Source organism: Stenotrophomonas sp. YJH_SMC_119 (assembly GCF_059368315.1).
Map to the genome: position 1 here is coordinate 134,857 of NZ_JCAFRP010000005.1, position 25,029 is coordinate 159,885.

Sequence of the window (25,029 nt, forward strand, 5' to 3'; positions counted from 1 at the left end):
GGTGGATATCGTTTCAGACGTCGCAGAGGCGGATCGCCTCGCGCAATGAGGCAACGGGATCGGGCGCTGCAGGCGTGAACTCCTGCGCCAGATACCCCTTGAAACCGGTGTCGCGGATCGCGCGACAGATGGCTGGATAGTGGAGCTCCTGCTGGTCTCCGATCTCGTTCCGGCCGGGCACGCCTGCGGTGTGGTAGTGCTTGAAGCAGGCGTGATGCTTGCCGATGGTGGCGATGATGTCGCCCTCCATGATCTGCATGTGGTAGATGTCGTAGAGCAGGCCGAAATTGTCCGAGCCGAGCCGCTGGCACAGCTCCACACCCCACGCGGAGTGGTCGCACAGGTAGTCGCGATGATCGACCTTGGAGTTGAGCAGCTCCATCACCAGCACCACGCCGCGCTTCTCGGCATACCCGAGGATGCGCTTGAGCCCGGCCTCGGCATTGGCCATGCCGTCCTGCGGGTCCATACCGTTGCGGTTGCCGGAAAAGCAGATGAGGTTTCGATAGCCGGCATCGGCGACCAGATCGATGTGCCGCGTGTAGCGTTCCACCAGCTGGTCGTGGAACTCACGGCCGGCAAAGCCCTTGGTCAGGCCCAGTTCTGCGCCGTTGCACATCGAGCTGTACACGCCATGCGCCTGCAGCGTGGGCCAGTCCTCCGGGCCGACCAGGTCGATCGCGGCAAAGCCGATGTCCTTCACCGTCGTGCAGAGCTGGGCAACGGACAGCTGCGGGAAGGTCCAGCGTGCGACGGAATGCTTCAGTTTGCCCTTGAGTGGCGCCGTGGCGGCGAATGCGGGCAATGCGCCCGCGGTTGTCGCGGCCCCCAGGCCAATGCTGCCGGCAACTGCGATGCGCAGCGCATCGCGCCGCGTGAGGCCCGTCGCCGGGGCCGGTCTGATCGAATGGATGGACATCCACCTTCCGGCCTCCCAACCGGTATCAAACGCAACGATTCACAGCAATGCAATCGATTGCACCATAGGGGAGGAAATTGTCTGTTTGCAAGTCGCGGTGCACGAAAAACTGATGGTGCGAGGCACAACGCAGATGGCATCGCGCAAAAAGAAAAGCCCCGCATGAGCGGGGCTTTCTTTTCTGCTGCAAAGGAGCGTTCGATCAGAACGGAATATCGTCGTCAGCGAAGTCATCCATCGGCGGCGCCTGCTGCGGCTGCGGACGCTGGTTGCCACCCTGGTTGCCGTAACCGCCGCCCTGGTTGCCGCCCTGGTTACCATAGCCGCCGCCCTGGCCACCACGCTGGCCACCACCGCCACCATACTCCTGGCGCGGAGTCTGCTGGCGCTGCGGACGATCGCCGCCGTAGTTGCCACCACCGCCGCCGCCACCGCCTTCACCGCGGCCGCCCAGCATCTGCATTTCATCGGCAATGATGTCGGTGGAGTACTTCTCCACGCCGTCCTGGCCGGTGTACTTGTCGTAGCGCAGGCTGCCTTCGACGTAGACCGAGCTGCCCTTGCGCAGGTACTCGCCGGCGATCTCGCCGAGCTTGCCGAAGAACACCACGCGGTGCCATTCGGTGCGCTCCTGCTGGTTGCCATCCTTGTCCTTGCGGACGCTGGTGGTGGCCAGGCTGATGCGGGTGATCGCCATGCCGCCCTGGGTGTACTTCACGTCCGGGTCGTTGCCGAGATTGCCGACCAGGATGACTTTGTTGATGCCGCGCGCCATAGGTACCTTCGTCCGTTGTCCAGGGGCAGACCGCCAGTGATAGCACAGCCCCGGGCGGGGGTGCAGTAGGCGAGGCCGCCCCTGTTGAAATTTGGGGGAATGCGAGAACGATGCATCTTAGCATTGCCGCCGCCATCCGCCCGGTCAGAAGACCCCGGCCGCGCAGGAGGATTGAACTGATTTCCTTGTCCGGCAATGACTTACCCTCGCTTCGGTGGACATCCGGAGGGGCATTGGCGTCTGCCCATGGCATCATGCCCAAGCTCCTCCCCCTGCCCCCTCCCGCGTTCCCATGACGATCAAAGGCAAAGCCACCTCCCTGGACATCGCCCACCTGGCCGGGGTCTCCCAGCCGACCGTGTCGCGGGCCCTGCGAGGCAGCCCGATGGTCAATGCCGAGACCCGCGAGCGCATCCTGCGCATCGCCCGCGAACTGAACTACAAGGTCGACAAGAACGCCTCCAGCCTGCGCCTGCGCAACGCCGGCACGCTGGCCCTGCTGTTCTTCGAGGACCCGACCAACGACGACTCGCTTATCAACCCGTTCTTCCACTCGATGCTGGGCTCGATCACCCGTGCCTGCGCCCTGCATGGGCAGGACCTGCTGGTCTCGTTCCAGCAGCTGTCCACCGACTGGCAGGCCGATTACGAGGACAGCAACAAGGCCGACGGCATCATCCTGCTCGGCTACGGCGACTACCACGAATCGCGCGACCGCCTGCAGCGGCTGGTCGAACAGGGCACGCACTTCGTGCGCTGGGGCGCCGCCCTGCCCGGCCAACCCGGCGTCTCGATCGGCAGCGACAACTTCCAGGGTGGGCACGACATCACCACCCACCTGCTGCAGCAGGGCTGCCGCCGCATCGCCTTCCTCGGCCATGCCTCCAGCCATTACCCCGAATTCCAGGAGCGCTACCGCGGCCATGTCGCGGCCCTGCAGGACCACGGCCTGGCCGCCGAACCGGCGCTGCAGCACGATGCGATCACCACCGAGGCTTCCGGCCAGGAGGCCTGCCAGGTGCTGCTGGCACGCGGTGAACCGATCGATGCGATCTGCGCCGCCAGCGATCTGATCGCCATCGGCGCGATGCGCGCCCTGCGCGAGACCGGCCTGCGGGTGCCACAGGACGTGGCGGTGACCGGCTTCGACGACATCCCGCTGGCGGCCTCGGTATCCCCGGCGCTGACCACCGTGCAGCAGGACACCAAGCAGGCCGGCCAGCTGCTGGTGGAGCGCCTGCTGGCACTGATCGGTCGCCAGCCGGTGGAGAGCCAGAGCATCCCGGTGAAGCTGGTGGTGCGGGAATCGTCGCTGCGCCGGTAAGCGCCGCCAGGCCTCCCGCCCCGCCCCAACGTGCGACGGCGGAATTCTCCCCCCATGACCAACGGCGGATGCGCACGGAGGCTGATGCGCGGATAACGCGCAGACATCGCCCATGGAAAGGTGTACGTCACATGCTGAAGATCGATTCGCTGTCGAAGACGTACGCTAATGGCGTGCACGCCCTCAACAACGTCAGCCTGGACATCCCGCGCGGCATGTTCGGCCTGCTCGGCCCCAACGGCGCCGGCAAGTCGTCGCTGATGCGCACGCTGTCCACCCTGCAGGAGGCCGACAGCGGAACGGCGACGCTCAGCATTCCAGGCGAGGCGCCGATCGACGTGCTGCGCGACAAGGACGCGGTGCGCCGCCGGCTGGGCTACCTGCCGCAGGATTTCGGCGTGTATCCGAAAGTCAGCGCGCTGGACCTGCTGGAGCATTTCGCGGTGCTCAAGGGCCTGACCCAGCGCGCGCAGCGCCGCGAGGTGGTCGATGGGCTGCTGCAGCAGGTGAATCTGTGGGATGCCCGCAAGCGCAAGCTGGGCACCTACTCCGGCGGCATGCGCCAGCGCTTCGGCATTGCCCAGGCGCTGCTGGGTGACCCGCGGCTGGTGATCGTCGATGAACCCACCGCCGGCCTCGACCCGGAAGAGCGCAACCGCTTCCTCAACCTGCTGGCGGCCATCGGCGAGAACGTGGCGGTGATCCTGTCCACCCACATCGTCGAGGACGTGACCGATCTGTGTCCGACGATGGCGATCATGAACAAGGGCCAGGTGCTGCTGACCGGCCGTCCTGCCGAAGCGATCGACGCCCTGCAGCACCAGGTCTGGCGCAAGCAGGTTGATCCTTCGGAACTGGCCGACCACGAGGCACGCTACGTGGTGCTGTCCACCCGCCTGGTCGGTGGTCGCCCGGTGATCCACGTGCACAGCACCAACGACCCCGGCGACGGCTTCGCAGCCGTGGCTCCCGACCTCGAGGACGTGTACTTCCAGCGCCTGCGCCTGCAGGCCCGTGCCCGCGCGGCAGCCTGAGCGGAGCACGCCATGATCTTCAATTTCTTCCGCTTCGAACTGCGCGAGCAGCTGCGTTCCCCGCTGCTGTGGCTGCTGGCCGGGCTGTTCGCCCTGCTTGCCTTTGCCGCAGCGTCCAGCGACGCCGTGCAGATCGGTGGCGGCACCGGCAACGTGCACAGCAACGCGCCCACCGTGATCGCGCAGATGCTGGGCATCTTCACCCTGCTCGGCATGCTGGTCACCGCGCTGTTCGTCAGCAACGCGCTGTTGCGTGACTTCGAACTCGGCACTGCCGAACTGATCTTCGCCAGCCCGGTGAAGCGCCGCGATTACCTGGCCGGGCGCATCGCTGCCGCCCTGGCGGCCGGGCTGCTGGTCTACATCCTGATCGCGTTCGGCCTGTGGCTGGCGCCGTTCATGCCCTGGGTCGATCCCGAACGCATGGGCCCGATCAGCTGGCAGGGCTATGCCTGGACGTTCGCGGTCATCGTCATTCCGAACCTGTTGTTCACCACCGCGCTGCTGTCGCTGCTGGCAGCGCTGACCCGCTCGATCCTGTGGGTCTACATCGGCCTGGTGGCCTACCTGGTCCTGTACGGCGCCAGCGCGGCGCTGCTGCGCGACATCGACAATACGTGGATCGCGGTGCTGAGCGAACCGCTGGGCATGCGCGCACTCGGCCGTACCATCCGCTACTGGTCCACTGCCGAACGCAACGACGGGATTCCCGAGCTGGCCGGTTACCTGCTGGCCAACCGCGCCCTGTGGTTGGGCGTGGCTGCCGCGCTGTTCGCCGCCACCTTCGCGCTGTTCCGCACCGAACGCAGCGGCAGTGGCCGTCCGCGCTGGGGCCGCAGGCAGGCGCAACCGGCTGCCGATGCCAGCGTGGTCCGCCCCACCCGCGCGACACTGCCGCGCGTGATACCGGCGTTCACTGCCAGCACGGCGTGGCAGCAGTTCCTGCGCCAGGTCCGCTTCGATACACGCGGCGTCCTGCGCAGCGTGCCGTTCATCGTGCTGCTGGTGCTGGGCCTGGCCAACTTCCTGCCCAGCGCGCTGTTCCGGCAGACCCTGTACGGCACCTCGATCTGGCCGGTCACCTCGCAGATGATCATGGGCCTGCAGGGGGCCTTCAGCTGGCTGCTGGTGATCATCGTGCTGTTCTTCGCCGGTGAGCTGGTCTGGAAGGAACGCAGTGCGCGCATCAATGAAGTGACCGATGCCATGCCGGTGCCGAACTGGGTGCCGCTGCTGGCCAAGTTCACCGCACTGCTGGCGGTGATCATCTGCTTCCAGGCCGCCGGCGCGCTGGCCGCGATGGGCGTTCAGCTGGCCAAGGGCTACACGCATCTGGAGCCGCTGCTGTACCTGCGGAGCCTGGCGCTGGATTCGGTGGTCTACATCCTGATGGGGGGCCTGGCGCTGGTGCTGCAGGTGCTCACCAACAACAAGTTCGTCGGTTATGCGCTGCTGATCGTGGTGATGATCGGCCAGGGCGTGCTGGGCATGCTCGACTACACGCAGAACCTGTACAACTTCGGCAGCTGGCCCAACGCGCCCTATTCGGACATGAACGGCTACGGCCACTTCCTGACCGGGCAACTGGCGTTCCAGGGCTACTGGGCCCTGTTCCTGCTGACCTTGATGTGCCTGGCGTCAGCCTTCTGGGTACGAGGTGTCAGCCAGGGCCTGCGTCAGCGCCTGGCCCTGGCCGGCCGCCGCCTGCGCGGCCCGACCGGTGCCTTCGCCGCAGTGGCCGCCCTGGCCTTTGTCGCCGTGGGTGGCTGGCTGTACTGGAGCACCAACATCCGCAACGAGTTCGTCTCGCCCGACCAGCAGCTGGACCTGCAGGCCCGCTACGAGCGCGAGCTGTCGAAGTACCGCAACCTGCCGCAGCCCCGCATCGTGGCGGTGGACAACCGCGTGGACCTGTCCCCCGAATCGCAGTCGATGGTGATCGATGCGAACTGGACGGTGCGCAATACCCACGCCACGCCGATCCAGGACGTGCACGTCTCGATGGGCGATGACAAGCAGCTGGTCGCGGTCGACCTGGGTGGGCAGACACTATCGATGCATGACGCCGATCTCGGCTACCGCATCTACCGCCTGCAGAAACCGCTGCAACCGGGTGAAACCCGCAGCGTGCATTTCCGGGTGGTGCAGAAGCCCAACGGCATCACCGCGGGCCAAGCACCAAGCAACATCGTCGACAACGGCACCTTCTTCAACAGCCGCGTACTGCCGTCGTTCGGCTACAACGAAGGCGCCGAGATCAGCGACCGCAACGAGCGGCGCAAGCGCGACCTGGGTGAGCCGCGGCGCATGCCCAAGCTGGAAGACGAAGCCGCGCGTGCCAACACGTACATAGCCAACGATGCCGACTGGCTCGACTTCCGCACCACGATCTGCACGGCACCAGACCAGGTGGCGCTGGCCCCGGGCTATCTGCAGCATGAGAGCACGGTCAATGGCCGGCGCTGCTTCAGCTATGCCATGGATCGACCGATGCTGAACTTCTACGCCTATCTGTCGGCGCGCTGGGAGGTGCGCAAGGCAAAGTACAAGGACATACCGATCGAGGTCTACTTCGATCCGGCGCACGGCTACAACGTGGACCGGATGATCGAAGCGGTGCAGAAATCGCTGGCCTACTACGAGGCGAACTTCACCCCGTACCAGCATCGCCAGGTGCGCATCATCGAGTTCCCGGGCTATGCGCGCTTCGCGCAGTCGTTCGCCAACACCATCCCCTACTCCGAGGCCATCGGTTTCATCGCCGACCTGCGTGACCCGGACAAGGTGGACTACGTGTTCTACGTGACCGCGCACGAGATCGCACACCAGTGGTGGGCGCACCAGGTGATCGGTGCCAACGTGCAGGGCGCGACGGTGCTGTCCGAATCGTTGTCGCAGTACTCTGCGCTGATGGTGATGGAGCAGGAGTACGGCCGCCAGCACATGCGCCAGTTCCTCAAGCGCGAACTGGACGGCTACCTGTCCGGCCGCGGCGGCGAGGCCATCGAGGAACAGCCGCTGGAACGTGTGGAGAACCAGCAGTACATCCACTACCAGAAGGGTTCGCTGGTGTTCTACCGGCTGCGCGAGGAGATCGGCGAGCAGGCGCTTAGCCGCGCATTGAAGCGCTTCCTGCAGGACAAGGGGTACCAGCAACCGCCGTACACCACCTCACGCGAGCTGCTGGACTACATCCGCGCCGACACCCCGGCCGACCGCCAGCAGCTGGTCACCGACCTGTTCGAGAAGATCAGCTTCTACGACAACCGCGTGATGGCCGCCAGCGCCCGCAAGCGCGATGACGGCCGCTACGACGTGACCCTGGACCTGCACGCCGCCAAGCAGTACGCCGACGGCAAGGGCAAGGAGAGCGACGGAAAGATGGATGACTGGGTCGAGGTCGGCGTGTTCGCCAATGGGCCGTCGGGCAAGGAGCGCGACCAGAAGGTGCTGTACCTGCAGCGCCACCACATCACCAGCGCCGATCCGAAGATCACGGTAACGGTGGACGAAAAGCCGGATGAAGCGGGCTTCGACCCGTACAACAAGCTGATCGACCGGGTGAGCGATGACAACCGGCGCAAGGTAACGATGTGAGGTATGCGGTGGTGCCAGTCAAATGGCTGGCATCACTGCTGCAGACAGAAACGACATGCCACGCCCAATTGCGTCATTTAAATTCCTGATTGGCCAGAGATGCAGGGACACCACCAGATTCCATTTCAAGGCAAGCGATACTCTCCGTGAACCTTCGAGAGGCCGCGATGACATCCAGCCATATCTACTTCGCCGCACACGGAATCTCCGCATCAGTGAACTGGGCAGCCGAGGTATTGGCCGACTGTGGTCTTGAGCTCGAATTGGAGCTGGATGGGAACAGTGTTCTCATTACGGGCGATGAAGACGTTCGCCTGCGGCTCTCTCTCAACGACGCGCCCCATGTCCTCCAGGAAGCCATCGAGCTAGCGCATGGCACTGGACACGTACATGCCATGAGCCAGTGCACGGCCAGATTCGAGATCTCAATCACCGACCTGGAGGCGGTTTTGGATGAGATGAACACGCTGATCGAGGTCCAGCAGACACTGCTCACCGCCGTGGACGGTGTCCTGTGGAACGAGTGGAACGAAGCACTCAGCCGGTGATTTCCGGCTGAGGCCTGGCCTTCGGCCCCAGCAACGCCAGCAGCACATAGACCACGATCGAGGCGACGGTACCGAGCGCCGCCGGCAACCCGAATGCCCACGCCGAACGGCGCTGCTGGCGCGCCCACTGGGCCAGATGCCAGGCCGCGCCCAGGTTGATCAGCCAGGCAATGACGAACACCGGCCATAGCACCATGCCCACCGCGCGCAGCAGGGGCATGGACACCAGCGCGGCAGCGATCGCCGCGATCAGGAAGATCAGGGCCGAGCGGGAATGGCGTGCCGTGGATACGCTCATGCGGCCAACCTGCGCACCATCACCAGCACGCGATAGCTGCGGTTGTCGGCTTCCTGCAGCGGCTTCCAGCCCAGCCGCGCATACAGCCCACCGTCCAGGGCCTCGGTCTGCAGGTAGAGATCGGAAACCCCCATCCGCACCGCCTGCGCCGCTGCTTGCTCCACCAGCGCGCCAGCCAGCCCACGCCCGCGATGGCTGTCGGCCACGAACACGCTGCCCAGCCAATGTTCGTACTGTGGGAACGCCTGCATTTCCCGCCGCTTGAGCTGGACTGCGCCAACCACCTGACCGTCATCGAATGCGGCGATCAGGTGCGGGAAACCTTCGGCATCCTGTGGCGGATTGAGCCGCTGCAGTTCCTGTTCCACTGTCAGGCCGGCGTGCTGGCCCCATTCCGCGTGGTACCACTGGGCCAATTGCTGCCGTTCCGGTGCGTCGGCAGGTAGTCCCCTGAATTCCATGGCAATGCCTCGATCCCGATGTCACCCAAGGGGATCATGGACGGCGCCCGAAGGGAAGCCTTCTGTAATGTCGAGCCATGCTGGACACATCAGGCCATGCGCGAAAGGCAGTCGAGTATGGCTCGGCGTTACAAATGGCGCGACGGCAACTCAGCCTTGGGCGAAGTCCTTCAGGATCTCGCCAACGCCGCTGGGCGAGATCTCAAAGCCCAGCGAAGTACCCGGGTTGATCACCACGCCGTAGCCACCCGGCACGCGGCGCAGCACGTCCAGCATCAGCCAGCGGATCTGGTGTTCGGCCTGCTGGCTGTAGACGCCCACCCGCGACGGATCGGTGAACACCGCCACATGCAGGGTGCCCTGCTTGTCGAACAGCAGCGGGTCGAAGCCGCTGCCGTCCGGGGTGACCAGGCTGCCGGTCAGCAGCACTACCTCGGAAGCGACGAAGGCTTCCATGAAGGTGCGGATCGGCACCGCCCCGTCCATCGCCGCCTTCAGCAGGGTTTCGATCGGGGTCTGCGGGGCGAGGTCGGTCATGGCGATACGGCGGGGCGTGAGGGGTGCCTATTGTGCCGGATGCGGCCAAACCCGGTAGTGCCGGCCACTGGCCGGCAGCTGCAGGTACCCGGAATCCGGGGCTGCCGGCCAGCGGCCGGCACTACCGCCCCAGACGCTGGTCCCGCGCCTTCTGGTCGGCCATCGCCTTGTCCAGCTCGGCCTGCAGCGCCGGCTGCTGCACGGCAGCGTCCAGCACATAGACCTTCACGCCGTGCGCGGGCACGTCGGCCTTCAGCGGACCGTTCACCTGCAACGAACCGCCGTCCAGCGCATCGCGCCAGCGGCCGGACTGGACGAAACGCGCCACGGTGAGGGTCCTGGCGTGGTCGCCCTTGTTCAGCAGCACCAGCGCGGTCTGCGCCACCTCGCCATGCTGCAGCACGCGCAAGAACACTGCCTCATCGCCCTGCAGGCGCTCGTTCACCTGCAGGCCGCGCTGCAGCGCCGGGGTGGCTTCGCGCAGCCTGGCGATACGCTGCAGCGGCGCGAAGATCGGGCTCTTCGGCGCCGCATCCACACGCGGCTGGCCGAAGTACGCACGATTGCCGGCATGCTCGGCACGGCCACGCATGAAGCCCGTCTCCGAACCGTAGTAGACCACCGGAATGCCGCGCGCGGTGAACAGCCAGTTGTGCGCATCGATGAAACCATCGTCGCTGGCCTGCAGGCGCGGCATGTCGTGGTTGTCGTAGAAGCTCATCAGCTCGTACGGGTTGGCGTACGGTCCGCCGCTCAGGTGCAGCGGCTCGGCCAGGGTTTCGAAGCCCTTGCCGGCGGTGCCGAAGGTCTGCTCCAGCGCGCCGCGCAATGGGAAATCGAGCACGCTCACGTTCGCGTTGGCGGGCCAGGTGTGCTCGGCGATGCGCGCGGCATCGTAGTCGAACGCTTCGCCGAACATGAACATGCCCGGATGCTCGGCGCGGATGCGCTTGACGAATTCATGCCACCACGGGTGCGGCAGCCAGCCGATGGTGTCGATGCGCAACGCGTCCACGCCCTGCGCGGTCCACTGCAGGTAGGCGCCGACCAGGTAGTCCATCACCGCCGGATTGTCCTGGTTGAAGTCCGACAGCTCGGCCAGGTTGCCGTCGAAGATCGAGCCGTCCTTGCTGTCGACCGGACCGATGTTGTTGTAGAACGCGTGCAACGGGTTGTGCTTCGGATCCAGTTTCTGCGGCGGCAGGTTCTGGTGGTCGGCGATCAGTTTTCCGTCCTTGTCGAAGATCTGCCCGAACTGCGGCTGCCGTGTCGGCATGGTCCAGGCCGGCGAACCGTGGTTGCCTACGATATCCAGCACCACCTTCAAGCCAGCACCGTGCAGGCCCTTGGTCAGCCCGGCGAAGTCCAGGCCCCTGCTCGGCAGGTGCTCGTCGAGCTTGTAGAAATTGATGCCCCAGTAGCCGTGGTAACCGGTCTTCCCACGATCAGTCAGCGTGCTGGTACAGCTGATCGGCTTGCTGCCGGTAAAGGCCTCGTCCGGGTTGTCGACGATGGGCGTGATCCACACCGCACCGAAGCCCAGGTTGCGGATGTACTGCGCATTGTCGAGCACGCCGCGAAAGTCGCCGCCGAGATAGCCGATGTTGCCGTCCACCTTGTCCGGGCATGGCACCGGGATATCGAAGGTGCGGTGCGCGCCACCCTGGTCACGATGGTCATTGGACGGGTCACCGTTGACAAAGCGGTCGGTGACCACGAAGTACACCGCATCGCTGGCGAACGGCTCGGTGGTGCCGACGTAGTCCGGGCGCGGCGCGGCCGCGGCCTGGCCGGCGAACAGGGCAAGGGAAACAGCAACAGCCAGGACACCACGCATCACACCACCTCCGGACGGGACGGAACCCGCAGCACGCACAGGCCGGCCAGGAACAGGCTGCAGCCGCCCAGCACCAGCACATGCATCGGCTGGCCACCCAGCCATGCGCGCAGGGCAAAGCCAAGCGCGCTGGCCGCCACCAGCTGCGGGATCACGATGAAGAAATTGAAGATGCCCATGTACACACCCATCTTCGACGCCGGCACGCTGTCGGACAGCAGTGCATACGGCAACGACAGGATCGAGGCCCAGGCAAAGCCCACACCCACCATCGACAGCAGCAGCCAGTGCGGGTCGCGGATGAACATCAGCGAGACCAGGCCGGCGCCGCCCAGCCACAGGTTGACCAGGTGGCTCCAGCGCAGGCCGATCGCACGCACCATCGGCGGAATCAGCACCGCCGCCAGCGCAGCGAAGCCGTTGTAGGCGCCAAACAGCACGCCCACCCAGTTGGCACCTTCGTTGTAGGCGGCCGACTGTGGATCGGTCGAACCGAAGTGGGTACCGGCCACCGCAGCGGTGGTGTAGATCCACATGGCGAACAGCGCGAACCACGAGAAGAACTGCACCCACGCCAGGCGGCGCATGGTGACCGGCATCGCGCGCAGGTCGCCGACGATGGCGGCCAGCATATGCGTGGCCGGCAGCGCGCGCGCCGCCGCCAGCAGCAGGCCGTAGCCGGCGCACAGGCCGGCCAGCACGTACAGCATCCTGTCGCCTTGCCGCCAGGTGATCAGCAGCGCCAGCAACACACCCAACCCAAGCCACAGGGTCACCCGCGTCCATGAAGCCGGGCCGTTGATCGCGGCCGCCGCGTGATGTTCCGGTGGCTCGGCATCATCGAACCCGGCCAGCTCCGCTGGTGAATATTCGCGGGTGCTGACCACCGTCCAAGTGATCGCCGCGAGCAGCACCACCGCGCCGAAGTAGAACGCATAGCGCACAGTGTCGGGCACTTCCCCGGCGGCCGCGGTGTTGGCAACGCCGAAGTGGGCCAGGATGAATGGCAGGAAGCTGGCGACGATGGCGCCCACGCCGATGAAGAAGCTCTGCATCGCGTAGCCGGCCGGACGCTGGCGTGGCGCCAGCTGGTCGCCGACAAAGGCACGGAACGGCTCCATCGATACGTTGATCGAAGCATCCAGCACCCACAGCGTGCCGGCCGCGATCCACAGCGTCGGCGAGTTCGGCATCACCAGCAGCGCCAGCGTGGTCAACACCGCACCGATCATGAAGTACGGACGACGACGACCCCAGCGGGTCCAGGTGCGGTCGGACAGGTAACCGATCACCGGTTGCACCAGCAGGCCGGTCAGCGGCGCGGCAATCCACAGCCCGGGTACCGCGTCGATGTCCGCACCCAGCGTCTCGAAGATGCGGCTGGCGTTGGCGTTCTGCAGGGCGAACCCGAACTGGATGCCGAGGAAGCCGAAACACATGTTCCAGATCTGCCAGAACGACAGCTGCGGTTTGGCGGGACGATTCATCGTGCACCCTCTTCCATCGCCACCGGCGCCACCGTCAGCGCCTGCACCTGGGCCTGGTTGAGCACGCCCTCGCGGCCGCCCTTGCCACCGGTGTAGTGCGCGAAATGTTCAAGCGCGCTCATGTTGAAGCCCTCTTCAAGCGCAACCGTGCATTGCCCCTTTGGCACCGTGAATGTTGCCGAGGTCGAGTCCTGCACGGCCACGCTGTGCGGCAGCGTGACCGTATGCCGCTGCAACGGCTGGCCCGGGCACTGCAGCACCAGCTGCTTGACCGCAGCCGTGACGCCGGTGTTGATCGGCCCGTTCGGGTTTCGATATTGCAGGCGCAGGCGAACCTGCCCGGCCTTGGCCGAGGTGAACTGCCAGCGCTGCGCACCCTTCAGCACCTGCTGCGGACCGACGCAGACCATTGGGCTGTGCAGCGATTCCAACGCGCCTTCGCGTCGGGTCAGGCTGAGGCAATGCTGCAGCCCATCGTCGCTGATCTGCACCTGGCCATTGCTGGCGACGACGGCCCTGCCGTCCTTCCACAGAACCTGCCCGGCTTGCACCGGAACGTTCCAACCCGTGCCCCTGCGCAGGGCCTGCGGTGCCGCGGGTGTTGCGGGCGCACGCGCGTTGGCATCCGCAGTCGTGGCAGCGAAGCCTGTTGCTGCCGGGGCAGTCACCAGCTGCACCGTGGTGGTCGTGCCGCGCGTGGTGGTCCTGCCCGCCACCAGCAAGCCATCGCCCACGCTCTGCGGACGCTCCAGCACATAGCGCTTGCCAGTGACTTCCAGGCTGATGCTGCGCTGCGTGCCGAACAGTTCCGGCACCAGCGCGGCCGGCAGCTTGGGCTGCACGCGGCCATCGTCCTGCACGCCGAACACGCCTTCGACCACCATCGACAGATACCCGGCCACCGACCACAGCTGGCGTTCGGAGTTGACCACCGGGCCGCTCAGCGCGCCTTCCTCGACATGCACGGCCTGGCTGACCAGCTCGTAGTTCTCCATGTTGGAACCGGCCAGCGCGGCGCCCCGCATCAGCGAACGGATCTCGGCGGCGATGCGCGGCGCATCGTCCAGCTGCCGCGCCGCACGCAGCGAGTAGGCGCTGACAAACGGCCAGATCGCGCGGTTGTGGTAGATCGGCTGCTGCGCTTCCTGCGGCCAGACCACGGGGCTGCCGGCTGGCCCCATCGGGTAAGCAGCCAGTGCACGGCGCGCGCGCTCGGGCGGCAGCACCCCGGCGAGGATGCCCAACGACAGGCCCAGCAGATCGACCTTGGCGTACGGCACCGGGTGCGCGGCTTCGCCGATGTAGCTCATGTACTGGCCGATATCCTCGCGCCAGAAGCGCGCATCGATCTGCTGCGCCAACGCATCGGCCCACGCCTTGTAGTCGGCCGCGCGGGCGTCGCCGTGCTGGCCGGCCAGGCGTTCGGCCAGGCGCAATGCCTGGTAGTGCAGCACGTTGGTGGACAGTGCGTAGGAATCACCGATGAAGCGCACGTCCTCGCGGGTCCAGTCCGGATAGGTCTGCTCGCGCCAGTCCAGGAAGGAGGTCTCGCCACGGTACAGGCCCACCTGCGCGTCGAACACCATCGCGCGGTCCTGCGCCAGCGTGCCCTTCAGCGCCTGCCAGACCTGGTCGGCGAACGCGCGATCCTCCAGCAGATGACGGGCCGCCAGGAACCACACCACGCGATCGCTGCTGATCGGCCAGCTGCCACCGGAACCGGTGTCCTGCGCCACGAACAGGCCGGGCGTGTGCCCGTCGCGCGCCGCCGACAGCTTGAACTGCAGCGACTGCCGGGTGCGCTCCGGGTCCAGCCGCGCCAGCGCCAGATCGGCGGCGAAGCTGACATCGCGGGTCCACACATAGGGCCAGCGCGCGCCGGTCTGGAAGCACTCGCACGGCACCGGTCGGCCTTCGTCGAACGCGGGATCGCGAATCGCGTCCACGCGGTTCTGGTCCATCTCCTGCTGGGCCAGCGCGAACAACGCGTCGAACATCACGCTGCCGGTCTGGCTGCGCATCGGTGCGGCTGCGATCTGCACTGCGCCCTTCGGCGCATGCATCACGAAGCTGCCGTTGGCAGCGGCTTCGGCGCGCGCATGGCGGCCGTCGAATTGCAGGTCGGCCGCCTGCGCGGTCGATCCCAGCGCTGCCCCCAGGGCAGCGGTCAGGCAAATGATCTTCAGCATCGAAGCGGCGGACCGGCTTGCGCCCGTCGGCCTCCCTCCCTCTCTGCACGCGTTGTAGGTCCGCACCGTCGTTGCCGGCGGGCGGGCGCGGCCCCTCCCTCAAGGTGCCTTGGCCCCATGGTAGACGCGGGGCTGTCGGCTGCGTCCAGCTGCATACGTATTCATGGCGCCACGCGGTAGCACGCCTGCCGCACTGGCTTATGGTCCGGGTCTGCCAACGGCGCCTTGGGAGGGGAACTGCCGATGTCACCCACTGCTGTACGCGCGGCAATCGCGCACCTGCTCGGTCTGGCCCTGCTGGCCTGGGCCACGCTGGCACAGGCCACGCCACAGGTGGCCAGCGTCGAGTCACCGGGCAAGATACTCAAGGTCAGTCTCGTGCTGGACGGCGGCACCGCCCGCTATCGCGTCGAGCGTTTCGACGAGCCCGTGGTGGAGGATTCGAAGCTCGGCTTTACCCTGCGCGACGGTCGCCTGGACCGCGATTTCGCCCTGCTTGGCCAGCAGCGGCGCAGCGTCGATGACCGCTGGGAGCAGCCGTGGGGCGAGCGCCGGCTCACCCGCAACCACTTCAACGAGCTGACCGTACAGCTGGCCGAAACCACCGGCAGCAAGCGGCGGCTGGACGTGGTGTTCCGCGTCTACGACGATGGCGTTGGCTTCCGCTATGTGTTCCCCGAGCAGCCGAACCTGCACGAAGCGATCATCGATGACGAGCTGACCGAGTTCGCCATCGCGCAGGATTCCACCGCCTGGTGGATTCCCGCCGGCGAACCGATCCACTACGAATACCTGTACCAGCGCACGCCGCTGCGCGAGGTGCCGCTGGTGCATACGCCGATGACCCTGCGCGGCCGCGATGGCCTGCATGTGGCCATTCACGAGGCCGCGCTGGTGGACTACGCCGGCATGTGGCTGCGGCGAACCGAGGGACAACGCCTGCGCGCGCAGCTGTCACCCTCGGCCGAAGGCTGGAAGGTGCGCCGTGCCCTGCCCTTCGCCACGCCCTGGCGCACGCTGCAGATTGCCGACCGCGCCGGCGGCCTGGTCGAATCGGACCTGATCCTCAACCTCAACGAGCCCAATGCGCTGGGCGACGTGAGCTGGGTGAAGCCGGCCAAGTACGTGGGCGTGTGGTGGTCGATGCACCTGGACAACGAGAGCTGGGCCACCGGGCCGAAGCACGCGGCCACCACCGCCAAGACGAAGAAGGTGATCGATTTTGCCGCCGCGCATGGCTTCCGCGGCGTGCTGGTGGAGGGCTGGAACCCGGGCTGGGACGGCATGTGGGTGGGCAACGGCTACGACTTCGATTTCACCCGGGCCACGCCCGATTTCGACATTGAAGCGCTGTCGGCATATGGCCTGAAAAAGGGTGTGCACCTGATCGGCCACCATGAAACCGGCTGCGCCATCGAGCACTACGAGGATCAGCTGGGCGCCGCGCTGGACCTGTACGCACGGCTGGGCGTGGACCAGTTCAAGACCGGCTACGTCTGCGACGATGGCCAGGTCGACCGCCGCAATCCCACGGGGGGCCCGCTGTGGCGCGAGTGGCACGACGGGCAGTTCATGGCCCGCCATCACCTGAAGGTGGTGCAGGAGGCTGCGCGCCGGCACCTGTCGGTGAACCCGCATGAGCCGATCAAGGACACCGGCCTGCGCCGCACCTACCCCAACTGGATCTCGCGCGAAGGCGCGCGCGGCATGGAGTACAACGCCTGGGGCCAGCCGCCGAACCCGCCGGAGCACGAGGCCAACCTGGTGTTCACCCGCATGCTGGCCGGGCCGATGGATTACACCCCCGGCATCCTCAGCCTGAAGGGCCGCCACGGCCAGGCCATCCCCAGCACGTTGGCCCGCCAGCTGGCGCTGTACGTGGTGCTGTACAGCCCGATCCAGATGGCCGCGGACCTGCCCGAACACTACCTGCAGCACCGCGAGGCGTTCCGTTTCATCGAGGACGTGGCGGTGGACTGGGAGCAGAGCCGCGTGCTCGATGGCGAGGTGGGCGACTACGTGACGATCGTGCGCCGCGACCGCAACAGCCGCGACTGGTTCCTCGGCAGCATCACGGATGAACACGGACGCGTGCTGCCGGTATCGCTGGGCTTCCTGGAGCCGGGCGTGCGCTATCGCGCCGAGATCTACCGTGATGGTGAAGGCGCTGATTTCCGCAGCAACCCGTTCGCGTTCGCACGCGAAACCCGCGAGGTGACCAGTGCCGATGCACTGACGCTGGTGCTGGCACCGGGCGGTGGGCAGGCCATTCGCTTCACGCCGCTGTGAATGCCCCGGTAGTGCCGGCCGCTGGCCGGCACCACCGCAAGCAGGATCTGAAAGCGATTACACCCCTGCAAACGCCATTGAATACGTATGCAGGGTGATTCCCGCGAAGAATGCGCTGCCTACCATAGCGGCGACGACAGCGGCCACCGCGTCGCACGTTCACGGCACCGCCGGAACGCTCACAAATCGATCTGCAACATTGCCTGGGAGGGGAAAATGTTGAACCACAAGCGCAGTGCGCTGAGTCTCGCGCTGGCCGTTGTGCTGGCGCCGACGCTGGCGTCGGCACAGTCCACGCAGAGCACCACCACGCCGGCCGCCACCGCCGCCACCAACCTGGATACGGTGCAGGTCACCGGCATCCGCCGCGGCATCGAGAACGCGATCGCGGTCAAGCAGGACGCCACCTCGGTGGTCGAGGCGATTTCCGCCGAAGACATCGGCAAGCTGCCCGACGTCAGCATCGCCGAATCCATCTCGCGCCTGCCCGGCCTGGCCGCCCAGCGCGTGGCCGGCCGTGCGCAGGTGATCAGCGTGCGCGGCCTGTCGCCGGACTTCGCCACCACCCTGCTCAATGGCCGTGAAGTGGTCAGCACCGGCGACAACCGCGGTGTCGAGTTCGACCAGTACCCGTCCGAGCTGGTCAACGGCGTGACCGTCTACAAGACCCCGGACGCGGCGCTGGTCGGCCAGGGCCTGTCGGGCACCATCGACATGCAGACTGCACGCCCGCTCAGCTTTGGCGAGCGCGTGATCGCGGTCAGCGGCCGCTACCAGAAGAGTTCGCTGGGCCGCGCCGCCAACGTCGATCCGTACGGCAACCGCTTCAGCGCCAGCTACATCGACCAGTTCCTGGACAAGACCCTGGGCATTGCCATCGGCTACGCGCACAGCGACATGCCGATCCAGGAGAACCAAGTCGGCCTGTACGAACCGTGGACCACCGAACACACCGACAAGGGCGAGCGCCCGGGCGTGGGCGCCGGCACCTACTTCTCCGATGGCATCAAGGCGCTGCGCCGCACCGGCAACAACAAGCGCGACGGCGTGATGGCCACGATCCAGTTCCGTCCGAACAACAGCTGGACCAGCACCTTCGATGCGTTCCACACCGAAGCCGAGCAGATCGACACCGCCAACCAGTTCGAGCTGAACCTCAGCAACTACAACGGCAACTACACCCCGGGCCTGCTGGTCAGCAACCCGCAGATCAACGCCAACGGCTCGTTCACCGGCGGCACCGCCAGCGGCGTGTATCCGCTGGTGCGCGGCATGTACAACAAGCGCAAGGACAAGATCGATGCGTTCGGCTGGAACAACGAGTTCAACTTCGGCGGCGTCAAGCTGGTCGCCGACCTGAACTACTCCAAGGCCACGCGCGCTGAGCTGAACCTGGAAAACAACCTGCAGCTGACCCCGATGCCGCAGCTGGACACGGTCGGCGTGTCGATCCGCCAGAACGGCTTCTCGCAGATCAACCCGGGCCTGAACTACTCCAATCCCGACACGCTGTTCCTGACCAACACCATCTACGGTTCCGGCTACGGCAAGGTGCCGCAGGTGGAAGACCGCCTGAAGGGCGGCAAGCTGGCCGCGACGATTGCGCTGCCCGAGGCCATTGCCTCGTGGGCGCCAGACCTCGACATCGGCGTGAACCATGCCGACCGCCGCAAGGTGAAGACCCAGTCCGAAGGCAACATCCTGCTCGGTGCACAGGGTGATGCCAACATCGCCTCGGACCTGCAGTACCGCCCGGTCGACCTGAGCTTCGCCGGCCTCGGCACCATCCCGGCCTGGAACGTGCCGGCCGCAGTCGGTCGCTACATGACCTTCAACCCGGTCGACAACCTGGACTACCTGATTCCCAAGTCGTGGACGGTGCAGGAAAAGATCACCACCGCGTGGGCGCGCCTGAACATCAACACCGACATCGGCGTGGTCGGCGTGCGCGGCAACATCGGCGTGCAGATGCAGCACACCGACCAGAGCTCGGATTCGCGCTACTGGGACAGCTCGCAGCCGGCTGGCAGCAACATCCAGCCCTACTCCGCAGGCCGCAAGTACAACGACTGGCTGCCGAGCTTGAACCTGGCCTTCATGTTCCCGCACCAGCAGACGCTGCGCTTTGCCGCCGCCAAGCAGGTTGCGCGGCCGCGCGTGGACCAGATGCGTGCCGGCCTGGAGTTCGGCGTGGATACCGGCACCGGCCGCCCCGGTGGCAGTGGCGGCAACCCTTTGCTGGACCCGTGGCGCGCCACCGCACTGGACCTGTCCTATGAGAAGTACTTCGGCGAGAAGGCCTACGTGGCCGCCGCGATCTTCTACAAGGACCTGAAAAGCTACGTCTACACCCAGTCGGTGGACAACTACGACTTCACCGAACTGCTTCGCAACTACGTTCCTCAGCAAGGTGCGGCGCCGGTTCAGTACACCGGCACCTTCTCCGCGCCGCAGAACGGCAAGGGCGGCACGCTGAAGGGCCTGGAGCTGACCGGGTCGTTCCCGCTGGAGATGCTGACCGACAGCCTGCGCGGGTTCGGCGTGCAGGCCAGCGCGACCTTCAACAAGAGCGACATCACCATCCTGGACCCGGAAAGCGCGTCCAGCGTGGGCAGCGACCCGATCAGCCTGCCGGGCCTGTCCAAGCGCGTGTACAACTTCACCGCCTACTATGAGCGCAGTGGCTTTGAAGCACGCGTCAGCCAGCGCCGACGTTCGGACTTCATCGGCGAGATCGGCAACTTCAACGGCAACCGCAGCCTGCGCTACGTGGTCGGCGAGAACGTGACCGACGCGCAGATCAGCTACACCTTCAGCGACAGCAGCACCCTGCGCGGTCTCACCCTGCTGCTGCAGGGCAGCAACCTGACCAACGAGCCGTACCGCACCTACGCCGGCAGCAAGGACCGCCCGCTGGAGTACATCGAATGGGGCCGCACCTACATGCTGGGCGTGAACTACAAGTTCTGAGGTCGCGCCGGGCCCTGCCCGGCGCCCCGGACTCGGTAGTGCCGGCCGCTGGCCGGCAACAGAAAACAGGGAGCAGGACCGGAAACCCGCTGCGCAGGCAGCGGGTTTTCTTTTGTGTGGATGCCCTTCACCGCAATCTCACCCACAAAAAAGGGACGGGGCGCTTCGGCCCCGTCCCCGCAAGTACCGCCACCGGAGAAAACGGTCAGCTGCGTCGGGCGCAATACACCGCGCGCGGCGGCAGCTGGAGTTCATTGCCCTGCACCGTGCCCGCATCCGGGCCCGGCACCGCCACCTGCTGCCAGTTGCCCGGCGGCAGCGGATGGCTCACCGCTTCGGCCGACAGGTTGAAGGCCAGCAGGAGGGTTTCATCTGCAAGCATACGCTCGAACAGCAGCACTGGCTCGGCGCTTTCGATGAACCGGATGCTGCCATGCAGGAGCGCCGGCTGGCTACGCCGCCAGGCCAGGAAGGCGCGGAACGCCGCCAGGACCGAGTGCGGGTCGCGCTCCTGCACGGCCACCGCCGCCGCCCGGTGCTCGGCCGGGATCGGCAGCCAGGGCGTGCCGGAGGTAAAGCCAGCCAGCGGAGCGTCGGTCCACGGCAGCGGGGTGCGGCAACCGTCGCGGCCCTTGAAATTCGGCCAGAAGGTGATGCCATACGGGTCCTGCAGCGCCTCGAACGGCACCGCGGCCTCGGCCAGGCCCAGCTCCTCGCCCTGGTACAGGCACACCGAGCCGCGCAGCGAGCACAGCATCGCCACCAGCATCCGCGCCAGGCGCGGATCGGCCGGATAGCCGCCCCAGCGGCTGACCGCGCGTTCCACATCGTGATTCGAAACCGCCCAGCACGGCCAGCCTTCGGTCATCGCCGCTTCCAGCCGCGAGACCGTGTCGCGGATGTAGGCCGCGCTGTAGTCGTCCACCAGCAGCTCGAAGCTGTAGCCCATGTGCAGGCGGCCGTCCTGGGTGTACTCGGCGGTGGTGGCCAGCGAGTCTTCCGACGAGATCTCGCCCAGGCTCACCGCGCCCGGATACTCATCCAGCAGCGCGCGCAGCTGCTCCAGGAATGGCAGGTTCTCCGGTTGGGTGTTGTTGTAGAAGTGGTACTGGTAGGCGTACGGGTTGTCCGGACTGAAGCCGCGGCCCACGCGCTTGTCCGCCGGCTTGGGCGGGTTATCGCGCAGCTGCGCGTCGTGGAAGCAGAAGTTGATCGCATCCAGGCGGAAGCCGTCCACGCCGCGGTCCAGCCAGAACCGCACATTGTCCAGGGTGGCCTGCTGCACGTCCGGGTTGTGGAAGTTCAGGTCCGGCTGGTCGACCAGGAAGTTGTGCAGGTAGTACTGCTCACGGCGCGGTTCCCACTGCCAGGCGCCGCCGCCGAACAGCGACAGCCAGTTGTTGGGCGGGGTGCCGTCCTCGCGCGGGTCGGCCCAGACGTACCAGTCGGCCTTCGGATTACTGCGGTCCTGGCGGCTCTCGCGGAACCAGGCGTGCTCGATCGAGGTATGGCTCAACACCTGGTCGATCATCACCTTCAGGCCCAGGTCGTGCGCCTTGGCCAGCAGGCGGTCGAAGTCGTCCAGGCTGCCGAACAGCGGGTCGACGTCGCGATAGTCGGCGATGTCGTAGCCGAAGTCGGCCATCGGCGACTTGAAGAACGGCGAGATCCAGATCGCGTCCACGCCCAGCGCGGCAATATGGTCCAGGCGCTGGATGATGCCCGGCAGGTCGCCCACGCCATCGCCGTTGGCATCGAGGTAGCTGCGCGGGTAGATCTGGTAGATGACGGCTCCGCGCCACCATGGATAGTGCGACATCGACAGCCCCCCTCCGGGCAATGCGGGACCCGCCAGAAGCGGGCCGAAATCCTGTTCCGGCAAGCTTAGCGGCGGCCTCGCGGGCATGGCGCAACCTGCATACGTATTCACGCAGGCGGCAGCGTTTGCGGGGCCGGGAACGCCGGCCAGCCCCGTTTGCGCCCGAATTCACGGCCAGCGCCTATAATCGGTGGTGAGCCTGAAAGCCTGATCGCATGACCATCACCGAAGACACCCGTCCCGCCCTGGGCCTGCCCCAGATCCAGTCGCTTGCCGCGGCCGACATGGCCGCCGTCGACGCCCTGATCCGGCGCCGGCTGTCCTCGGACGTCGTGCTGATCAACCAGATCGCCGACCACATCATTTCCGCCGGCGGCAAGCGCCTGCGCCCGATGCTGGTGATGCTGGCGGGTCACGCGGTCGGCCAGGCCGGTCCGGAGCACCACCAGCTGGCGGCGATCATCGAGTTCATCCATACCTCCACCCTGCTGCACGATGACGTGGTGGACGAATCCAGCCTGCGCCGTGGCCGCAGCACCGCCAACGCGCTGTGGGGCAACGCGCCCAGCGTGCTGGTCGGCGACTTCCTGTACTCGCGCAGCTTCCAGCTGATGGTCGAGCTGGAGCGCATGCCGGTGATGCAGATCCTGGCCGATGCCACCAACCGCATCGCCGAGGGTGAAGTGCTGCAGCTGCTGCACGTGCACAACCCGGATACCGACGAAGCCGCCTACCTGCGCGTGATCGAGCGCAAGACCGCGGTGCTGTTCGCCGCCGGCACCCGCTTGGGTGCGCTGGCCAGCGGCGTGGACGAAGCCACCCAGCAGGCCTTGTTCGACTACGGCATGCACCTGGGCTACGCGTTCCAGATAGCCGACGACGTGCTGGACTACTCGGCCAATGCCGAGGAACTGGGCAAGAATCTGGGCGACGACCTCGCCGAGGGCAAGGCCACGCTGCCGCTGATCCACGCGATGGCCCACTCCGACGACGCCACCCGCGAGCGCCTGCGCACCATCGTGCAGGACGGCGACGCTTCGGCGATGCCGGAAGTGCTGGCCGCGATCCGTGCTACCGGCGGCCTGGAGTACAGCCGCGCGCGTGCCGAGGAATATGCCGAAGCCGCCGAGCGTGCGCTCGATGGTCTGGCTGACAACGACGCCGTGGCCGCCCTGCGTGGTCTGGCCCGTTACGCGGTGCAGCGCTCGCATTGACGGGTTGAGGTGTGCCGACCAACGGTCGGCACCCACCCACCGGCATTCCGGTGGGTGCCGACCGTTGGTCGGCACGGAAACGCTCGCATTGACCGCATCCGGTAGCGCCGGCCGCTGGCCGGCATTCCCGATGACATCCGCAGCATCATGAGGTTGCCGGCCAGCGGCCGGCACTACCGCTGCGCGGATCAACGTTTCTCGAAGCGCTCCTCGAAGAACTCATCCAGCGCCTTCCACGCGCGCTTGGCCGCCCGCTCGTTGTACTGGCACCCCGGCGGGCTGTTGGCATCGCGCTCGGCGAAGCAGTGCACCGCCCCGCTGTAGTTGGTGAACTCCCAGTCGACCTTGGCCGCGTTCATTTCCCTCTGGAAACCGGCGATATCCTCGGCGGTCACGCTCCTGTCGTCGGCACCGTTGAGCACCAGCACCGACGGGTGACTGCCACCGGCCTGCGCCGGCAGCGGTGAACCCAGCCCGCCGTGCAGGCTGACCACACCGGCCAACGGCGCACCTGCACGGGCCAGCTCCAGCACCGTGGTCCCGCCAAAGCAGAAGCCCACCGCACCGATCCGGCTGGCATCGAGCGGCACCTTGCCGGCCTGCGCCTTGAGCACGTTCACCGCTTCCAGCGCACGTGCCCGCAGCAACGGCCGGTCGTTGCGCAGCTTGGTCGCCACCGGCCCGGCCTCGGCATCGGTCTTCGGCCGCACGCCCTTGCCGTACACATCGGCCACCAGCACCACGTAGTCATCGCCCGCCAGCTGCTTGGCCTTCTCGATGGCCGACTCGTTCACACCCTTCCAGTTCGGCACCATCACCAGGCCCGGGCGCTTGTCGTTGTCGCCGTCGTCATAGACCAGCACGCCACTGAAGGTCGTGCCCTGGTGTTTCCACTCCACCGGCTGCGTCTTCATCGCCGCCCACGCCGGCATCGCCGCCAGCCCCAGCATCACCGCCACACCGCATCGCCAACGATTCATGCGCCTGCTCCGCAAGAAAAAGGGGACGGAGGGGATTAAGCCGTATTCGCCCCTCCCGCGTCGCATTCTGCATTGGCGACGTGACGCAGGTGTGGTTGGATACGACTTAATCCCCTCCGTCCCCTTTTTCGCATGAACCTTGTTGACCGCTTTCTGTCTGGCCTGATCCCACGCCTGCCTGCCGACGATGCCCCGCAATGGGCTCACGTCCAGGGCGCCAGCGCACAAGACCTGCAGCGCCTGCGCATGCAATGGCCGCAGGTGCCTGACAGCCTGGTGGAACTGTTGTCCCGCGTCGATGGCACCCATTTCCGCGAGTACCCCGGCGGCGGGGTCTGCGTGCTGATGCTCGGCTCGGACGTGGAAGACGGGGGCTACCCGTACTACCTGCGTTCGGTCGCGCAGATCTTCGAGGACCAGCAGCAATGGGACGACAGCATCCGTTCGATCTACGAAGAGTGGCTGGATGACGAGCCGGAGATTCTGGGTGAAGGCATCGACGCGGATCTGCCGATGAACCGCCGCCTGTGCTTCTCGCACTGCATGAACAACGGCGGCACGTCGATGCTTTACCTGGATTTCAACCCCGCACCGGGCGGCACGGTCGGCCAGGTGGTGCGCTACCTGCACGACCCGGACAGCTATGCGGTGATCGCCCCCAGCTTCGATGCGTATCTGCAGCAATTGATCGACGGCGGCTACGCATTCATCGACGAGGATCAGTAGATCCACGCCATGCGTGGATGAATTT

18 protein-coding genes are annotated in these 25,029 nt (G+C 66.4%); 8 read left to right on the forward strand and 10 right to left on the reverse strand.

Going from position 1 to position 25,029, the window contains the following annotated elements:
• Nucleotides 1-13: 13 nt before the first annotated feature.
• Together AC5P6S_RS09845 and AC5P6S_RS09850 are read right to left on the reverse strand one after the other, a co-directional pair.
• The gene (locus AC5P6S_RS09845; protein ID WP_414498312.1) at nucleotides 14-919 is read right to left on the reverse strand and encodes a hydroxypyruvate isomerase family protein; all 906 of its coding nucleotides are present in this window, start codon (nucleotides 917-919) and stop codon (nucleotides 14-16) included.
• Between the two features lie 202 nt (nucleotides 920-1,121).
• Nucleotides 1,122-1,694 (reverse strand): single-stranded DNA-binding protein, encoded by a 573-nt coding sequence (locus tag AC5P6S_RS09850; protein WP_012479392.1) that lies wholly within the window; start codon nucleotides 1,692-1,694, stop codon nucleotides 1,122-1,124.
• A 292-nt stretch (nucleotides 1,695-1,986) separates the two neighbouring features.
• Between AC5P6S_RS09850 and AC5P6S_RS09855 the strand changes: the two genes are divergently transcribed.
• The 4 genes from AC5P6S_RS09855 (at nucleotide 1,987) to AC5P6S_RS09870 (ending at nucleotide 8,197) form a co-directional block, all read left to right on the forward strand.
• Nucleotides 1,987-3,018, forward strand: coding sequence for a LacI family DNA-binding transcriptional regulator (locus AC5P6S_RS09855; RefSeq protein ID WP_049397657.1), 1,032 nt, complete (start codon nucleotides 1,987-1,989; stop codon nucleotides 3,016-3,018).
• Between the two features lie 131 nt (nucleotides 3,019-3,149).
• Nucleotides 3,150-4,052, forward strand: coding sequence for an ABC transporter ATP-binding protein (locus AC5P6S_RS09860; protein WP_049397658.1), 903 nt, complete (start codon nucleotides 3,150-3,152; stop codon nucleotides 4,050-4,052).
• Nucleotides 4,053-4,064: 12 nt separating this feature from the next.
• Nucleotides 4,065-7,649 (forward strand): ABC transporter permease/M1 family aminopeptidase, encoded by a 3,585-nt coding sequence (locus AC5P6S_RS09865; RefSeq protein ID WP_495204585.1) that lies wholly within the window; start codon nucleotides 4,065-4,067, stop codon nucleotides 7,647-7,649.
• A gap of 146 nt (nucleotides 7,650-7,795) precedes the next feature.
• Nucleotides 7,796-8,197, forward strand: coding sequence for a hypothetical protein (locus AC5P6S_RS09870; protein WP_227860021.1), 402 nt, complete (start codon nucleotides 7,796-7,798; stop codon nucleotides 8,195-8,197).
• Here the strand turns inward: AC5P6S_RS09870 and AC5P6S_RS09875 are convergent.
• The 6 genes from AC5P6S_RS09875 to AC5P6S_RS09900 all read right to left on the reverse strand — a co-directional run bounded on the left by AC5P6S_RS09875 (nucleotide 8,187) and on the right by AC5P6S_RS09900 (nucleotide 15,006).
• Complete coding sequence (locus AC5P6S_RS09875) at nucleotides 8,187-8,495, reverse strand: hypothetical protein (RefSeq protein WP_005412552.1); 309 nt, start codon at nucleotides 8,493-8,495, stop codon at nucleotides 8,187-8,189. The genes AC5P6S_RS09870 and AC5P6S_RS09875 overlap by 11 nt on opposite strands.
• Complete coding sequence (locus AC5P6S_RS09880) at nucleotides 8,492-8,956, reverse strand: GNAT family N-acetyltransferase (protein WP_088431546.1); 465 nt, start codon at nucleotides 8,954-8,956, stop codon at nucleotides 8,492-8,494. The genes AC5P6S_RS09875 and AC5P6S_RS09880 overlap by 4 nt, the downstream gene beginning before the upstream one ends.
• Before the next feature lie 150 nt (nucleotides 8,957-9,106).
• Nucleotides 9,107-9,493, reverse strand: a complete 387-nt coding sequence (locus tag AC5P6S_RS09885; RefSeq protein ID WP_043034169.1) for an SseB family protein — start codon at nucleotides 9,491-9,493, stop codon at nucleotides 9,107-9,109.
• 121 nt (nucleotides 9,494-9,614) lie between these two features.
• Entirely contained in the window at nucleotides 9,615-11,330 is a 1,716-nt protein-coding gene (locus AC5P6S_RS09890; RefSeq protein WP_044569633.1) for an alpha-amylase family glycosyl hydrolase, read from the reverse strand.
• Nucleotides 11,330-12,817 carry an MFS transporter gene (locus tag AC5P6S_RS09895; RefSeq protein WP_012479383.1) on the reverse strand — a complete coding sequence of 496 codons (1,488 nt, stop codon included), beginning with the start codon at nucleotides 12,815-12,817 and terminating at the stop codon, nucleotides 11,330-11,332. Before AC5P6S_RS09895 ends, AC5P6S_RS09890 begins: the two co-directional genes overlap by 1 nt.
• Complete coding sequence (locus AC5P6S_RS09900; RefSeq protein ID WP_495204586.1) at nucleotides 12,814-15,006, reverse strand: glucosidase family protein; 2,193 nt, start codon at nucleotides 15,004-15,006, stop codon at nucleotides 12,814-12,816. The genes AC5P6S_RS09895 and AC5P6S_RS09900 overlap by 4 nt, the downstream gene beginning before the upstream one ends.
• A gap of 237 nt (nucleotides 15,007-15,243) precedes the next feature.
• Between AC5P6S_RS09900 and AC5P6S_RS09905 the strand changes: the two genes are divergently transcribed.
• Both AC5P6S_RS09905 and AC5P6S_RS09910 read left to right on the forward strand, forming a co-directional pair.
• On the forward strand, nucleotides 15,244-17,295 hold the full coding sequence (locus AC5P6S_RS09905; protein WP_099524223.1) for a glycoside hydrolase family 97 protein: 2,052 nt from the start codon (nucleotides 15,244-15,246) through the stop codon (nucleotides 17,293-17,295).
• Between the two features lie 216 nt (nucleotides 17,296-17,511).
• Nucleotides 17,512-20,265, forward strand: a complete 2,754-nt coding sequence (locus AC5P6S_RS09910; protein WP_495204587.1) for a TonB-dependent receptor — start codon at nucleotides 17,512-17,514, stop codon at nucleotides 20,263-20,265.
• 205 nt (nucleotides 20,266-20,470) lie between these two features.
• Here AC5P6S_RS09910 and AC5P6S_RS09915 read toward each other — a convergent pair whose 3' ends face one another.
• Nucleotides 20,471-22,084 (reverse strand): alpha-glucosidase family protein, encoded by a 1,614-nt coding sequence (locus AC5P6S_RS09915; RefSeq protein ID WP_495204588.1) that lies wholly within the window; start codon nucleotides 22,082-22,084, stop codon nucleotides 20,471-20,473.
• A 215-nt stretch (nucleotides 22,085-22,299) separates the two neighbouring features.
• On the opposite strand from AC5P6S_RS09915, the gene AC5P6S_RS09920 reads away from it, so the two are divergent.
• On the forward strand, nucleotides 22,300-23,298 hold the full coding sequence (locus tag AC5P6S_RS09920) for a polyprenyl synthetase family protein (RefSeq protein WP_100443170.1): 999 nt from the start codon (nucleotides 22,300-22,302) through the stop codon (nucleotides 23,296-23,298).
• 188 nt (nucleotides 23,299-23,486) lie between these two features.
• Here AC5P6S_RS09920 and AC5P6S_RS09925 read toward each other — a convergent pair whose 3' ends face one another.
• On the reverse strand, nucleotides 23,487-24,278 hold the full coding sequence (locus AC5P6S_RS09925) for a dienelactone hydrolase family protein (protein WP_100437970.1): 792 nt from the start codon (nucleotides 24,276-24,278) through the stop codon (nucleotides 23,487-23,489).
• A gap of 132 nt (nucleotides 24,279-24,410) precedes the next feature.
• Between AC5P6S_RS09925 and AC5P6S_RS09930 the strand changes: the two genes are divergently transcribed.
• On the forward strand, nucleotides 24,411-25,004 hold the full coding sequence (locus AC5P6S_RS09930) for an SMI1/KNR4 family protein (protein ID WP_464049617.1): 594 nt from the start codon (nucleotides 24,411-24,413) through the stop codon (nucleotides 25,002-25,004).
• Nucleotides 25,005-25,029: the final 25 nt, after the last annotated feature.

Bases quoted from the DNA above. Each gene is read 5' to 3' on its own strand.
- AC5P6S_RS09845 (WP_414498312.1), bottom strand. From the start codon at position 919: ATGTCCATCCATTCGATCAGACCGGCCCCGGCGACGGGCCTCACGCGG.
- AC5P6S_RS09850 (WP_012479392.1), bottom strand. From the start codon at position 1,694: ATGGCGCGCGGCATCAACAAAGTCATCCTGGTCGGCAATCTCGGCAAC.
- AC5P6S_RS09855 (WP_049397657.1), top strand. From the start codon at position 1,987: ATGACGATCAAAGGCAAAGCCACCTCCCTGGACATCGCCCACCTGGCC.
- AC5P6S_RS09860 (WP_049397658.1), top strand. From the start codon at position 3,150: ATGCTGAAGATCGATTCGCTGTCGAAGACGTACGCTAATGGCGTGCAC.
- AC5P6S_RS09865 (WP_495204585.1), top strand. From the start codon at position 4,065: ATGATCTTCAATTTCTTCCGCTTCGAACTGCGCGAGCAGCTGCGTTCC.
- AC5P6S_RS09875 (WP_005412552.1), bottom strand. From the start codon at position 8,495: ATGAGCGTATCCACGGCACGCCATTCCCGCTCGGCCCTGATCTTCCTG.
- AC5P6S_RS09880 (WP_088431546.1), bottom strand. From the start codon at position 8,956: ATGGAATTCAGGGGACTACCTGCCGACGCACCGGAACGGCAGCAATTG.
- AC5P6S_RS09885 (WP_043034169.1), bottom strand. From the start codon at position 9,493: ATGACCGACCTCGCCCCGCAGACCCCGATCGAAACCCTGCTGAAGGCG.
- AC5P6S_RS09890 (WP_044569633.1), bottom strand. From the start codon at position 11,330: ATGCGTGGTGTCCTGGCTGTTGCTGTTTCCCTTGCCCTGTTCGCCGGC.
- AC5P6S_RS09895 (WP_012479383.1), bottom strand. From the start codon at position 12,817: ATGAATCGTCCCGCCAAACCGCAGCTGTCGTTCTGGCAGATCTGGAAC.
- AC5P6S_RS09900 (WP_495204586.1), bottom strand. From the start codon at position 15,006: ATGCTGAAGATCATTTGCCTGACCGCTGCCCTGGGGGCAGCGCTGGGA.
- AC5P6S_RS09910 (WP_495204587.1), top strand. From the start codon at position 17,512: ATGTTGAACCACAAGCGCAGTGCGCTGAGTCTCGCGCTGGCCGTTGTG.
- AC5P6S_RS09915 (WP_495204588.1), bottom strand. From the start codon at position 22,084: ATGTCGCACTATCCATGGTGGCGCGGAGCCGTCATCTACCAGATCTAC.
- AC5P6S_RS09920 (WP_100443170.1), top strand. From the start codon at position 22,300: ATGACCATCACCGAAGACACCCGTCCCGCCCTGGGCCTGCCCCAGATC.
- AC5P6S_RS09925 (WP_100437970.1), bottom strand. From the start codon at position 24,278: ATGAATCGTTGGCGATGCGGTGTGGCGGTGATGCTGGGGCTGGCGGCG.
- AC5P6S_RS09930 (WP_464049617.1), top strand. From the start codon at position 24,411: ATGAACCTTGTTGACCGCTTTCTGTCTGGCCTGATCCCACGCCTGCCT.